We start from the raw sequence: 13,491 nt of genomic DNA, 5'->3' as shown, positions 1-13,491 counted from the left end.
CGTGCCCTCCACCTGCCGCATACACGGCCGGCGCCGTCCGCACCGGCAATGGGGACAGCCAATGACGATCGCGTCGGCCTGCCTCGCCTTTGGGCGTTGCGCACGCCACTGGCTGGGTCGGCGCCTTGGCATGGTTAAAAACCGGCGCAGCGGTCCGGGCAGGCAGCGCGAAGCATACTGAACGGCGATGAGCCGGCATTCCTTCGGTCACACACCGTACAGACCCACGGCACGTGGGCAAGGCCCGTCAGAAGGGCCTGCTCGCCGCGCTCAATGGAAGCGCCGCAGATGGCGCCACACCGCAAGCCATGCGCCGGTCAGGCTGAGCAGCACGGTGGTGCCGCATACCACGGCGGCATCGATCAGCCTGGGCAACTGCAGCGCAAAGCGCTGGCCATAGGCGGCGGCCAGTTCGCCCACCGCCGGATTGAGCGCATCGAGCGCGACGCCGACGATGGCGCAGGCCAGCGCACCGCCCAGCAGGCCCTGCAGCGCGGCGGTGTACATGAACGGGCGGCGGATGAAGGCATCGGTCGCCCCGATCAGCTTGGCGACCTCGATCTCGTCGCGCCGGGTCAGGATCTGCATCCTGATCGCGTTGCCGGCAATCAGCGCCAGCGCCACCGCCAGCAGCAGCGCCAAGACCTGCAGCGCCACGCGCCCGACGCCGAGCAGGCGCTCCAGCCGCTGTGCCCAGGCCGAGTCGAGCTGCACCTCCTCGACCGCAGGCTGGCGCGCCAGCAGCGTCTGCAGCGCAGCCAGTCCGGCCGCGTCGGCATCGAGGCGCGCGGTGGCGAAGAACGCGTCGGGCAACGGGTTTTCGGTCAGGCCGGCCAGCAGATCACTGCTGCCGGTGCGTGCCTGCAGCTCGCGCAGCGCCTCGTCACGCGGCACGAAGCGCACATGGGCCACCCGCGCATCGGCGGCGAGCAGTTCCTTCACCTCACCGACCTGCGCGGTGCTGGCGCCGGCGCGCAGGAAGATCGACAGCTGCGGTTCGACCGCCATGTGACCGGCCACCGATCCCAGACTGGCCAGCAGCAGATACAGGCCATACGGAAACGCCGCCGTGACGCCGACGACCAGCAGGTTGAGCATGCTGCTCCCCGGATGGCGCACCAATCCGCGCAGCGTGTAGCCCAGGGCCAGCAGGTTCAGACGCAGCCAATGTCTCATTTGGTCCTCACGCGGTGAACTGGCCGCTTTTCAGCCGCAGGATGCGTCGGCCGTAGTCGGCCATCAGCGATTCGTCGTGCGCCGCGATCACCAGCGTCACCCCCACCTGATGGAAGGATTTGAAGAGTTCCAGGATGTCGTGCGCGTAGTCGCGGTCCAGGTTGGCGGTGGGTTCGTCGGCCAGCAGGATTGCCGGTCGGTGCACCACGGCACGGGCAATGCACAGCCGTTGCTGCTCGCCGCCGGAGAGCGCCACCGGATTGAGCGCGTCCTTGCCGCCAAGCCCTACCTTGTCCAGCGCCGCGAGCACGCGGCGCTTCACCTCCGGGCCGCTGAAACCGATGATATCGAGCGGCAGCCGCACATTGTCGAACACGCTGCGGTCGTAGAGGATCTTGTGGTCCTGGAAGATCAGGCCGATATGCCGGCGCACATACGGCAGCGCGGCGCGGCCCAGGCGTGCCACGTTCTGGCCCTTGACCAGCACGGCGCCGGCGGTGGGCTTTTCGATGCCGGCGATGAGCTTGAGCAACGTGGACTTGCCCGCACCCGAATGGCCGGCGAGAAACACCAGCTCGCCGTCGCCGATTTCGAAGCTGAGGTTCTTCACGGCATCGAAACCACCGGGATACCGCTTGCTGACTTGCTGGAACTGGATCATGCGCTCGCTTTCCTGGAAAGACCTGCCCGGAGTCCGGCTAGCGGCCGGTCACGGCGCGCCCATCTTGCCATCGGCGCAGATGCGGATGAAAGCCGCGGGGCAAGGCGCCCGCGCTCATTCGAACAGCGCCTCGACATAATCCTGCGCGCGGAACGGGCGCAGGTCGTCGATGCCCTCGCCGACGCCCACGAAGCGCACCGGCACCGGGCGTTGCTTGGCAATCGCCGCGATCACGCCGCCCTTGGCAGTGCCATCCAGCTTGGTCAGCACCAGCCCGGTCAGCCCCAGCGCATCGTCGAACGCCTTCACCTGATTGAGCGCGTTCTGGCCGTTGTTGGCATCGAGCACCAGCAGCACTTCGTGGGGGCCGTCGGCGTCGGCCTTCTGCACCACCCGCTTCACCTTCTTGATCTCCTCCATCAGGTGCAGCTGGGTCGGCAGGCGACCCGCGGTGTCGACGATGATCACGTCCACCCCGCGCGCCTTGGCGGCATTGACCGCATCGAACGCCACGGCAGCGGCATCGCCCGACTCCTGCGCGATCACCTGCACGCCATTGCGCTCGCCCCAGACCACCAGTTGCTCGCGCGCTGCGGCGCGGAAGGTGTCGCCCGCCGCCAGCAGCACCGACTTGCCCTGGCTCTGGAAATACTTGGCCAGCTTGCCGATGCTGGTGGTCTTGCCGGCACCGTTGACGCCGGCCACCATCAGGATGAACGGCCGCGCGCCGCCCAGTTCGAGCGGCGCCTCCAGTGGCGCGATCAGCTCGACCAGCGATTCCTTGAGCGCGGACTTGAGCTGGGTGGCATCCTTGAGCCCCCTGAGCGAGACGCGGTCACGCACCGCCTTGAGCAGATGCGTGGTCGCATCCATGCCCATGTCGGCGGTGATCAGCACCGTTTCCAGCTCCTCGTACAGCGCCTCGTCGATCTGCCCGCCGCCGAACAGCCCGGCCAGGTTCTTGCCCAACGCGTCACGCGTCTTGGCCAGGCCCGCCTTGAGCCGCTCGGCCCAGGACAGCTTGGGCTTGTCCTGCGGCTGGGCCACCGTGGCGACATCCTGCGACACAACGGGCTCGGCCGCCGGTTGCCCGGGCGCATCCGGCTGTTCGGCCCTCTGCGCATCGGGGGCTGCGACGGCTTCGGGCTTGGCCGGTTTTTGTTTAAAAAAACTGAACATATCTGGATATCTTTCCTTTCAGCGCTTGGAGTAGCGGGAGTGCCCCGGCAAGTTGTTAGAATTCTAACCTTCGTTGCCCCCACCGCCCACCTGCCCCGATGTCCTTTCCGTTCCGCCTATCGCTCGCCTGCGGCTGTGCAGGCCTGCTGCTTGCGCTGTGCCTGCCCGCACGCGCCGCCACCGAAATAGCTGGATTGAAATCCAAGAATGAACAGCCGGCAGCGGCTGCGCTGCCACATCCACTGCTGGCAAGCACCGTGGTCCAGCTTGAAAACGGGATGACGGTGGTGCTGCACGAGGACCACCGCGCGCCGGTGATCGAGCTGCAACTGTGGTACCGCATCGGGGCCGTCGACGAGCCGGCCGGTCTCACCGGGATCTCGCACGCGCTGGAGCACATGATGTTCCGCGGCACTCCCAATGTGCCGGCCGGCGAATACCACGCGCGCGTGGGACGCCTGGGCGGGCAGAACAACGCCTTCACCACGCGCGACTACACCTACTATTTCGTGACGCTGCCGTCATCCGACCTCGAAACCGCGCTGCAGCTGGAAGCAGACCGGATGCAGAACCTCACGCTGTCGGAAACGCTTTTTGCCACCGAGATCGAAGTGGTCAAGGAAGAACGCCGGCTGAGCACCGAGAACAATGCGTTCCGTGCGTTCAGCGAGCAGATGCAGGGCATGGTCTACGCCGATTCGGCAATGCGCAATCCAGTGGTTGGCCATATGCAGGACCTGCAGCGCATGAAGGTGGCGGACCTGCGTGACTGGTACGGTCAATGGTACGCCCCCAACAATGCGATCCTGGTGCTGGCCGGCGATTTCGATCCGGCCAAGGCACGTACGCTGATCGAGCACCATTTCGGTGGCATCGCCAAGCGGGCGCTGCCCGAGCGCGCGGCGGCCGGGCAGGCGACGGCCCTCAAGCAGCAGCGGCTCGCACTCAAGAAGCCGTCGGCCTCCAGCCTGATCACCTTCCAGTGGCGCCTGTCGCCGGACATGCCGCCCGGCGATCTGGCTGCGCTGGACGTGCTTGCCGAAATGCTGGCCAACGATTACCAGGAACGCCGGCTTGCGCTCGCCAGCGACAGCCTGTACGCCAGCTTCGACTTCCCGAGCCGCACCGAACCCAGCTTCGTCTTCAGCGCCACCCCGGCCGATTCGGCCTCGCTCTCCGAGCTGGAGGCGGCGATGGACAACCAGATCAGCCTGCTGCACGGCGCCGGGCTGTACCGCGAGATGCTGGAACGCGCACAGCAGCGCATGCTGGCACGCAACTATTTCTCGTACGACGCCCTGTCCAACCGGGCACGCGAGCTGGGCCTGCTGGCCCTGTACGGCATGACGCCGCGCCAGTACGCCGACCACCTGGGCCGGATGCAGCAGGTGACGCTGCAGGACCTGGAACGGGTGGTCAAGCGCTACCTGGGCAACGAGCGCCGCGTGGTGGGCGTGCTCGAAGCGTTGCCACTGGACCAGGTACAGGCCGGCACAAGCGGAGTGGTGCATGGCCATTGAACGCTGCGGCAAGGCCTGGGCCGCCGCATTGCTGTTGCTGTCCGGCGCGGCCGCGCAGGCCGGCCTGATCCCGCCGGTCCAGCACTGGCAGACCCCGAACGGCGTACCGGTCTATCTGGTCGAGCGTCACGAATTGCCGGTGATCGACCTGAAGATCGACCTCGATGCCGGCGCCAGCCGCTCGCCGCCGGAGCAGCCGGGGCTGGCCAGCCTGGCGCTGTACGGCTTGATGGACAAGGACCTGCAGCCGTACGAATGGCGCTCGCCGTACCAGTTGCTGACCGACAGCGGCAACCAGTACGGCGTCGAGCTGCGCCGCGACCGTGCCAGCATCGAATACCGCATGGTCAGCACCCAGGGCAGCCCGCGCACCCTGGTGGACACATTGGCCAGGCAGCTCTCCGAGCCGCGCTATCCCTTTGACTCCTTCAAGGTGCGGCGCGACTGGCTGGCCGGGCAGCTCAGCGCCAAGCCCGAGCAATCGACGGTCAGCCGCAATCTGGCGCTGCAGCTGTTTGGCACCCATCCGCTGGCGCGGGTCGACCGGATGACCCCCGACAACGTCAAGGACATCGGCAATTCGGACACGCGGGCGTTCTATCGCCGCTACTACGTGCCCGGCAACGTCACCCTCACCTTCGTCGGCGATCTCAACCGCGCCCAGGCCGAGGCGATGGCCGAGGCGCTCACGCGCTTCCTGCCCAAGGGCGAGGCCGCCGCGCCGTTGCCCGAACCGACGATGCCCAAGGCCCAGGCCGGCGAGGCGGCACGCATCGTGCGGCAGAAGAACCAGAGCACCATCGAGCTGGCACAGTTGCTGGCCCTGGACCGGCACGACGACGACATGGCCGCGGTGGTGCTGGGCAACTACATGCTGGGCAGCGCCGGCTTCCAGTCGCGGCTGATGCGCGAACTGCGCGAGCAGCGCGGGCTCACCTACAACGTGAGCAGCGCACTCGACATCCAGCGCAACGTCAGCCTGTTGAGCGTCACCCTCACCACCCGCAACGAGCAGGCGGACGCGGCGTTGGCGCTGTTGCGCGAGCAGATCACACGCTTCACCCGCGAAGGGCCGTCCGAGGCGGAAGTCACCGAGGCACGCGACCGCTACCTGCGCAGCATGAACTACTGGGGCAACACCAACGAAGCGTTGCTTTCGCTGGTCTCCAACCTGGGCTATTACAAGCTGCCGCTGGACTACTACGACCGCTTCGCAGCGCGGATCGCCCAACTTGACGCCGCACAGATCAAGGCGGCTTGGCAGCGCCATGTCGACCCGGAGGGGTTCCGCGTCGCCATCGAAGGTCCGGCCCCCGCAGCCAAGGAAGCGCAGTGAACCGGGCGCCGCGCAACCAGTTGCGCATCGTCGGCGGCGAGTATCGGCGGCGGGTGCTGCGCTTTCCGGACGCACAGGATCTGCGCCCCACGCCGGACCGGGTGCGCGAAACGCTGTTCAACTGGCTGGGACAGGACCTGACCGGCCGACATTGCCTGGATCTCTTCGCCGGCAGCGGCGCGCTCGGCTTCGAGGCGGCCAGCCGCAATGCGGCGCGGGTGGTGATGGTGGAGCAGGCCCGGCCGGTGCATGCCGCCCTGGCGGCCAACCGTCATCTGCTCGGCGCCGAGCGGATCGAGCTGGTCCAGGCCGAGGCGCTCGGGTGGCTTGCCCGCTGTGCCGACCGGTTCGACGTGGTCTTTCTCGACCCGCCGTTCGGCTCCGATCTGCTGGCCCGGGTGCTGCCGCTGCTGCCGGCGCGGCTGCGCGACGGCGGGCAGGTGTATGCCGAATGCGCACGCTGGCCGGACCTGACCGGTTGGCAGACCCTGCGCCAGGGCCAGGCCGGCACGGTGCACTACGCCTTGCTGCGCCCCGTTTCCTGATCGCCGCAGCAATCGACGTTGTTCACGCGCGCCGAAAGTGCGAGAATCGCGCCTTCGGCCTATGGCCATGTTTTTATTCGACTTTTATCCGTTTTCCCGAGGACGTAATCCATGGCTCTGATGATCACCGACGAATGCATCAACTGCGACGTCTGCGAGCCGGAGTGCCCGAACAATGCAATCTCGCAAGGCGCCGAGATCTACGAGATCAATCCCGAGCTGTGCACCGAATGTGTCGGCCATTACGACGAGCCGCAATGCCAGCAGGTCTGCCCGGTGGACTGCATCCCGCACGATCCGGACCGGCAGGAATCGAAAGAAGCCCTGATGGGCAAGTACCTCGCCATCTCCGGTCAGGCTTGATCTGAATGAAAGCCGGCCAGCCGCGCGCCCACGATCTGCGCTCCGAGATCGAGCAGACGCTCACGGTCGCGCAGACGCTGGCCAACATCAAGCCCGGCAAGGCGCTGGCGCTGGCGGCACAGGGCCGTCAGCTGGCTGAGTCGATCGAATACCAGGCGGGGCAGGCGCTCGCCTGTCATATCGAAGCCGCCGCGCACAGCGCCGCCAACGCCATGCCCGAGGCCGAGGCGGCCGCCGCGCTGGCGCTGGCGCTGGCCGAGGCGTTCTCGCTGTGGCCGCTGTGGTTCGACACGCTCGATCTGAAGGCCGGCATCGCCTACGACCAGGAGCACTACGAGGTGGCGGCCGACCTGTGGCTCCGGAGCCTGGAGCACGGCTTCGAGCGCCACGACGCGCTGGCGGTGCTGCGCGCCTATGTGGGCCTTGGCAAGGTGTTCTTCATGTACGACGACCGCGCCACCACCACGGTGATGCTGAACAAGGCGCGCGAATACCTGCCGCAGATCTCGCGTCTGGACGTGGCGTTCGGGCTTCATATCAACCTCGCGGCCGATGCGATCCGCCGCGACGACCTGCCTGCCGCGCTGGCGGAGCTGACGCACGCCGAAGCGCTGCTGGGGCGGATGGGCTACTGCCACTACGAGCACGAGCTGTACTACTACCGGGGCCATATCTGCCGGCGGCAAGGCGAGCTGGCCCAGGCGTTGTATCACCTCGAACGCTCGCTGGCGCTCAACGCCAGCACCAGCAACCGCTGGGGCAAGACGGTCAATCTGATCGAGTTGGGCGAAACCTGCCTGGACATGGGCCAGCTGCACGCAGCCCATTATTACCTGACCAGTGTGGCCGATGCGCCCAGTCTGTATCTGCAGATCCAGACGCATGCCGGGCTGGCGCGCGTCAATGCCGCGATGGGCCGCACCGATCGCGAGTTCGTGCACTGGCAAAAGCATTTCGAGCTGGCCGAAACCATGGCCGAGGCCGCAGCACAACCGCAGGTGGCGCAATTGCGGCACAAGGCATTGGCCGAACGGATGCGCAGCCTGGAAACGCGCCGCCAGGGCTGAGCCGCACAGGACTGCAGCGGCATGTCCCCGCTCCATGCCATGTCGCACAGGGGCGGTCAGCGCGGCAGCTGGCGTTCGAGCCAGGCGCGGATCTCGCCGCCGACAAAGGGCGTGCCCCCGCCGAGCAGGTCGGTGCCATGTCCGGCCGAATCCAGGATCCGCACCATCACCTCGCCCGCATCGTCCTTCAGGAAGCCGCGCACCGCGGCGTTGGGATTGCGGTCGTAGCGGCCGGCGTACAGCGCGACCGAGCGGCCGGCGAACTGCTTCATCATCCCGGCGTTGAACAGCGCGTTGCTGGCCGGCGACAGCGCCACCACCGTGGGGCACTGCCGCGACTGCGCACAGGCCTGCAACGCCAAGTTGGCCCCGGCGCTCGCACCGACCAGGGCGATGCTGCCAGGCTTGATGCCCGATTGCGTCTTCAACCAGGCGATCCAGGCCGCGACATCGTGCGGTGCCACGTCCCAGTCGGCCGTGCCGCCGGTGGCGCCGAAGCCGCGCAGATCCACCGCCAGCACGGAAAAGCCCGCCTCCCTGAGCTGGGGCAGCAGCGGTGCCCAGGTCTTGCGGCCTTCGGCCACCGTCATGTGCAACAACAGCACCGCCCGCCCGCCGCCAGCGTCACTGGGATGCCATTCGCCCTGCAGCGCCAGGCCGTCCTCGGCCTTCAGCGTCACGTCCTGCGCCATTGCGGCCATGCTGGCCGCCCATAGCAGTGCTGCTGCCCTGCGCCACCGCTGCATCATCCGTCCTCCATCGCGTGGCCGCCCGATCGGCCTGTGGTTCCGGTGCCGGGCCGGCGCCCGGGCGGCACAGGTACGCTGGCGCCACATCGACAGTATCGGTGCAAAGACCGGGCATTCAGACGGCTCGGCGGGCATGACGGCCATGCGCAATACGCATGGCCGGGCGCGGCATACAGATATGCCGGCAGATGGAACGGGCGTTGAACAGGCGCTAGCCGTCCGCGTCCGCCTGCGGCGCCTCGTCATGCACCACGATCAACACCTGCGCCGCCTCGTCGCCCAGTGACCGGATGCGGTGGGGGATCTGGGCATTGAAGTGGATGACGTCGCCCACGGCGAGCTCGATGCTGCGGTCCGGAAACACCACCTCCACCCGGCCCTGGTGCACGAACAGCAACTCCTCCCCCGGATGCTCCTTGAACGCCGAGGTGGTCAGATCGGTCGGCGGATACATCATGAACGGCAGCAATCGCTTGTGTGCCACCTGGGTGGCGATGCCTTCGTACACCGCCTTGCCGGGCTGGCCGGCCACGCGGACCGACGTGCGCTCGGCAGCGCGCACCACAGTGATCGGCGCCGCCTGCGCGTCCTCGTCGAAGAGCTGCGCCACGTCGACACGCAACGCACGCGCCAGTTTCAACGCCACCGCAATCGACGGTGCACTCAACCCGCGCTCGACCTTGGACAGGTAGCTCTTGGTCAACCCGGTCTGCTCGGCCAGCGCTTCGAGCGTCAGGCGCGACTGTTTTCTCAATAATTTCAAGCGGATGGTCATCAGGCGGCTTCACAGGGGGCACGGAGGGCATTGCCAATGACACTTTGTGTCATACAATCAACCTTGTTTCATCGTCGGTGCGCAAGCACCAGCCCGGATGATATCAACAGGGCCGCGGCGCATCCGTCCTCATCGGTGAAACCCGCCCCGCCGCGCCGGTCGACGCGGCCCGCCCCACGAGGAATCAGCAATGACCGATACCTTCCTATCGTCCAAGCACACCTTGATGCAGCAGGCGCAGCAGCAGATGCAGGCCGCGCTGCCCATCCACGATCGCACCATCCGGGAAAAGCTGGCGCTGACCTGCCGCATCCTGTTCGAGCATGGCCACGACTCGGGTCTGGCCGGGCAGATCACGGCGCGCGCCGACGCGCCGGGTACCTACTACACGCAGCCATTCGGACAGGGCTTTGACGAGATCTCGGCGTCAAGCCTGGTCGAAGTGGACGAACACCTGACCGTGGTGCGCGGCGAGGGCATGCCCAACCCGGCCAACCGCTTCCATAGCTGGATCTACCGGGCCCGCCCCGACGTGGCCTGCATCATCCATACCCATCCACGCCATACCTCGGCGCTGTCGATGCTGGAAACCCCGCTGGCCGTCTCGCACATGGATTTGTGCCCGTTGTTCGACGACTGCGCCTTCCTGGCCGACTGGCCGGGTGTTCCGGTGGGCAACGAGGAGGGTGAGATCATCACTGCGGCACTGGGCGGCAAGCGGACCATCCTGCTCGCCCACCACGGGCTGTTGATCGCCGGACGCAGCATCGAGGAGGCCTGCGTGCTGGCACTGCTGTTCGAACGCGCCGCACAGATGCAGCTGCTGGCGATGGCGGCCGGCGTGATCCGTCCGATCCCGCAAGCGCTCGCCCGCGAAGCGCACGACTGGATCCTCACCCCCAAGCGCAGCCAGGCCTCGTTCGCCTACTACGCGCGCCGCGCGCTGCGCCACCACAGCGATTGTCTCGACTGAGCCATAGCCTGCCCCCCCCCTTTGACACCCAAGGACGCCAATCATGTCACACCCCTCGATCCACGGCATCGTCGCCTACCCCGTCACCCCGTTCCATCCCGAGCATGGCGGGGTCGACCTCGCAGCGCTGGCACAGCTGATCGACCGGCTGATCACCGCCGGCGTGCACGCCATCGCACCGCTGGGCAGCACCGGCGAAAGCGCCTACCTCAACGATACGGAATGGGATGCCGCGGCCGAGGCTGCCATCAATGCGGTCGGCCGGCGCGTGCCGGTGATCGTCGGCATCTCCGACCTGACCACGCAGAATGCGGTGCGCCGCGCCCGTTTCGCTGAACGCGCCGGCGCCGATGCGGTGATGGTGCTGCCGGTGTCGTATTGGAAGCTCGGCGAGGCCGAGATCACGCAGCACTACGCCCGCATCGCCCAGGCGGTCGGCATTCCCATCATGCTGTACAACAACCCGGCCACCAGCGGCATCGACCTCGCGCCCGAACTGATCGTGCGGCTGGTACGCGGGATCGACAACATCACCATGGTCAAGGAGAGCACCGGCGATATCCAACGCATGCACCAGCTGATGCGGCTGTCCGGCGGGGCGATCCCGTTCTTCAACGGCAGCAACCCGCTGGCGCTCGCGGCATTCGCTGCCGGCGCGACCGGTTGGTGCACCGCGGCGCCCAATCTGATTCCGCAATGGAATCTGCAGCTCTACGAGGCGGTGTGCAGAGGCGATCTGGACGCGGCACGCCGGGTGTTCTACCGGCAGTTCCCGCTGCTGCAGTTCATCCTCAAGGGCGGGCTGCCCACCACCATCAAGGCCGGGTTGCGCCTGCAGGGCTTCGAGGCTGGTGAACCACGTCACCCGCTGCTGCCGCTGGGTGAGATGGCACAGGGCGAGCTGGCCCACATGCTGCAGGATCTGGCCTGACCTGCGCCGGGCGGCGTCCCGGCCGCCCGGCAACGATTGCCGCACTCAGCACCCGCCGGCCGTACTGCCGCCGCCGGTAGCCGGCCTGGCGGCGCGCCGATGTCCCGGTCACGGGCAGTACGCTACACGCATTGAAAGCCGCCAGAAAGGCAGCAGCACCGCGGCTGAACGTCGGTCGCCGATGCCGACTGCATCGGGCAGGCCCACCGTCGCGCCATGGCAATGTGCCGAACATCACCGCCGCCACGCTTACAATTCATTCCCGTTTCCGGGTTTGTGTAAAATCGCCCTCCGTCCCATGCCGCTTGTCCGGCGTGCTGCCACCGCAGTGTTGCAGCGGGGATCGGGGGAGCGCCGGACGCCAGATCCGGCGAAGTCGTCCATGCACGGATTCGGCCATGCTGTTCACTTTGTCATCCATCGTCGCGGCCGCTCGCAGGCCGGACCATCGCACCTGACGTCCCGGCCATGTACGACGCCCTGCGTTTCGAGCTTGCCGGCTGGTCCGCGTGGAGTCCGGCACGACGCGATGCCGCCGCCTGGCTGGACTGGGCCGCGGGCGCCGACATGCCTGCCGAGGACGACGCGGCCCCGGCGCTGGCGGCGATGCCGCCGCTGCTGCGTCGGCGCGCCCACCGCGTTGGCCGCATGGCGCTCGAAACCCTCTACCAGTGCAATCCCGACCCCGAACACACCCCCATCGTCTATTGCTCGCGCCATGGCGAGAGCACGCGGCAGGTGCAACTGCTGCAGACACTGCACCAGGACACCGCCGTCTCGGCACAGCAGTTCAGCATGGCAGTGCATCACGCCATCGCCGGGCTGTTCACCATTGCACGCGGCAGCCGGGTGCCGGTCAGCGCGCTGGCCGCCGGGCGCAGCACCATCTGGGGCGGGCTGGTGGAGGCACTGATGCAGATGGCCGAAGGCGCCGCTGCGGTGATGCTGGTGCAGGCGGATGAGCCGTTGCCCGAGGTGTACGGTGCGTTCGCCGACGAGGCCGAGCAGCCCTATGCCTACGCGCTGGTGCTGAGGCCGGGCAATCGCTGGCAGCTGCGCTGGAGCGCTGCCGATGGCGAAGACATCGAACCGGCCGCCTGTGGGGTGTTGCGTGCACTGCTGACCGGCGAGGCGTTCGACTGGTGCGGCCAAGGGCGCCGCTGGACGCTGGAGCCCGTCGCATGATGCCGGAACGCCTCTGGCGTATCTGCGCCACTGCCCTGTGTTTCGCGGGCTTCGCCCTTGCCTGTCTGGTCGTGGCACTCGGGGCGCTGCCGCTGGTGCCGGTACTGCCGCGCCAGCAGCGTCAAGGGCTCGCCCGGCAACTGGTGCATCATGTGCTGCGGGTACAGGTGCGGCTGATGTGCGCCACCGGCGCGATGAGCGTCGAAGTGCACGGCGCCGAAAAGCTCGCGCGCCGCGGCCTGTTCATCGTCGCCAACCATCCCTCGCTGATCGACGTGACGCTGCTGATGGCGCTCACCCCGTATCCGGACTGCATCGTCAAGGCGGCGTTGTGCCGCAACCCGATCACCTTCGGCCCGGTCTACGCCAGCGGCTTCATCAGCAATGCCGACGGCCCGGGCCTGCTGCGCGCCGCCATCGACTCGGTGGCGGCCGGCAACAATCTGATCCTGTTCCCGGAAGGCACGCGCACCCCACCCGGCGCCAGGCCGGCCTTCCAGCGCGGCGCCGCCAATATCGCGGTGCGCGGCGGGTTGAGTGTCACACCGGTGCTGATCACCTGTTCCGAACCGACGCTGCCCAAGGGCGCGCCGTGGTATCGGGTGCCACGCCGCAGACCCCATTTCGTGCTGCACGTGCTGGACGACGTGCCGCCGGCGGCGCTGCTGCCCGAAGCGCTGCCCCCCAGCCTGGGCGCCCGGCTCTACACCCGGCGCCTGGAGCAATTCTTCATCGAGGAGATCGCCCGCCATGGACCCACTGATCGACGAGATCAAGCATTTGATTATCGAGAGCCTGAATTTGGAGGACATGGCGCCTAGCGACATCGACCCGGACGCGCCGTTGTTCGGCAGCGGCCTCGGCCTCGATTCGATCGACGCGCTGGAGCTGGGCGTGGCGCTGCAGAAACGCTACGGCCTGTCGCTCGCGGCCGAGTCGGACGAAACGCGCCGCCACTTCGCCTCGGTGAGCACGCTCGCCGCTTTCGTCGCCACGGCGCGCACCCGCTGATGGCGATCCGGTCCTGCCGC

At 67.6% G+C, this 13,491-nt stretch carries 15 protein-coding genes; 10 read left to right on the top strand and 5 right to left on the bottom strand.

All coding sequences use genetic code 11. The features are described from left to right. Positions 1-270: 270 nt before the first annotated feature. The 3 genes from ftsX to ftsY form a co-directional block, all read right to left on the bottom strand. On the bottom strand, positions 271-1,176 hold the full coding sequence (gene ftsX / locus N8I74_RS03100) for a permease-like cell division protein FtsX (protein ID WP_263125460.1): 906 nt from the start codon (positions 1,174-1,176) through the stop codon (positions 271-273). Between the two features lie 7 nt (positions 1,177-1,183). Beyond that, the gene (gene ftsE, locus N8I74_RS03095) at positions 1,184-1,837 is read right to left on the bottom strand and encodes a cell division ATP-binding protein FtsE (protein WP_263125459.1); all 654 of its coding nucleotides are present in this window, start codon (positions 1,835-1,837) and stop codon (positions 1,184-1,186) included. Positions 1,838-1,951: 114 nt separating this feature from the next. Then, the gene (gene ftsY, locus N8I74_RS03090) at positions 1,952-3,016 is read right to left on the bottom strand and encodes a signal recognition particle-docking protein FtsY (protein ID WP_263125458.1); all 1,065 of its coding nucleotides are present in this window, start codon (positions 3,014-3,016) and stop codon (positions 1,952-1,954) included. Positions 3,017-3,210: 194 nt separating this feature from the next. Between ftsY and N8I74_RS03085 the strand changes: the two genes are divergently transcribed. From N8I74_RS03085 to N8I74_RS03065, 5 genes are all read left to right on the top strand, one after another. Beyond that, on the top strand, positions 3,211-4,536 hold the full coding sequence (locus tag N8I74_RS03085) for a M16 family metallopeptidase (protein ID WP_263125457.1): 1,326 nt from the start codon (positions 3,211-3,213) through the stop codon (positions 4,534-4,536). Beyond that, positions 4,526-5,872, top strand: a complete 1,347-nt coding sequence (locus N8I74_RS03080) for a M16 family metallopeptidase (RefSeq protein ID WP_263125456.1) — start codon at positions 4,526-4,528, stop codon at positions 5,870-5,872. Before N8I74_RS03085 ends, N8I74_RS03080 begins: the two co-directional genes overlap by 11 nt. Beyond that, the gene (rsmD, locus tag N8I74_RS03075; protein ID WP_263125455.1) at positions 5,869-6,417 is read left to right on the top strand and encodes a 16S rRNA (guanine(966)-N(2))-methyltransferase RsmD; all 549 of its coding nucleotides are present in this window, start codon (positions 5,869-5,871) and stop codon (positions 6,415-6,417) included. The genes N8I74_RS03080 and rsmD overlap by 4 nt, the downstream gene beginning before the upstream one ends. Before the next feature lie 111 nt (positions 6,418-6,528). Further along, on the top strand, positions 6,529-6,780 hold the full coding sequence (locus N8I74_RS03070) for a YfhL family 4Fe-4S dicluster ferredoxin (RefSeq protein WP_263125454.1): 252 nt from the start codon (positions 6,529-6,531) through the stop codon (positions 6,778-6,780). A gap of 5 nt (positions 6,781-6,785) precedes the next feature. Further along, positions 6,786-7,847 (top strand): tetratricopeptide repeat protein, encoded by a 1,062-nt coding sequence (locus N8I74_RS03065; protein ID WP_263125453.1) that lies wholly within the window; start codon positions 6,786-6,788, stop codon positions 7,845-7,847. Positions 7,848-7,903: 56 nt separating this feature from the next. Here N8I74_RS03065 and N8I74_RS03060 read toward each other — a convergent pair whose 3' ends face one another. Both N8I74_RS03060 and N8I74_RS03055 read right to left on the bottom strand, forming a co-directional pair. Continuing rightward, on the bottom strand, positions 7,904-8,596 hold the full coding sequence (locus N8I74_RS03060) for an alpha/beta hydrolase (RefSeq protein WP_263125452.1): 693 nt from the start codon (positions 8,594-8,596) through the stop codon (positions 7,904-7,906). 211 nt (positions 8,597-8,807) lie between these two features. Further along, complete coding sequence (locus tag N8I74_RS03055) at positions 8,808-9,371, bottom strand: helix-turn-helix domain-containing protein (protein ID WP_263125451.1); 564 nt, start codon at positions 9,369-9,371, stop codon at positions 8,808-8,810. Positions 9,372-9,561: 190 nt separating this feature from the next. Between N8I74_RS03055 and N8I74_RS03050 the strand changes: the two genes are divergently transcribed. The 5 genes from N8I74_RS03050 to N8I74_RS03030 all read left to right on the top strand — a co-directional run bounded on the left by N8I74_RS03050 (position 9,562) and on the right by N8I74_RS03030 (position 13,471). Further along, positions 9,562-10,344 (top strand): aldolase, encoded by a 783-nt coding sequence (locus tag N8I74_RS03050; RefSeq protein ID WP_263125450.1) that lies wholly within the window; start codon positions 9,562-9,564, stop codon positions 10,342-10,344. A gap of 43 nt (positions 10,345-10,387) precedes the next feature. Beyond that, positions 10,388-11,275 (top strand): dihydrodipicolinate synthase family protein, encoded by an 888-nt coding sequence (locus tag N8I74_RS03045; RefSeq protein WP_263125449.1) that lies wholly within the window; start codon positions 10,388-10,390, stop codon positions 11,273-11,275. 468 nt (positions 11,276-11,743) lie between these two features. Further along, positions 11,744-12,460, top strand: a complete 717-nt coding sequence (locus N8I74_RS03040) for a beta-ketoacyl synthase chain length factor (protein WP_263125448.1) — start codon at positions 11,744-11,746, stop codon at positions 12,458-12,460. Next, entirely contained in the window at positions 12,457-13,281 is an 825-nt protein-coding gene (locus N8I74_RS03035) for a lysophospholipid acyltransferase family protein (protein ID WP_263125447.1), read from the top strand. The genes N8I74_RS03040 and N8I74_RS03035 overlap by 4 nt, the downstream gene beginning before the upstream one ends. Beyond that, positions 13,211-13,471 (top strand): phosphopantetheine-binding protein, encoded by a 261-nt coding sequence (locus tag N8I74_RS03030; protein ID WP_263125446.1) that lies wholly within the window; start codon positions 13,211-13,213, stop codon positions 13,469-13,471. Before N8I74_RS03035 ends, N8I74_RS03030 begins: the two co-directional genes overlap by 71 nt. The last annotated feature ends 20 nt before the right edge of the window (positions 13,472-13,491 follow it).

Source organism: Chitiniphilus purpureus, from assembly GCF_025642115.1.
Taxonomy (GTDB): Bacteria; Pseudomonadota; Gammaproteobacteria; order Burkholderiales; family Chitinibacteraceae; genus Chitiniphilus; species Chitiniphilus purpureus.
This window is presented reverse-complemented; position numbering and strand designations above follow the sequence as displayed.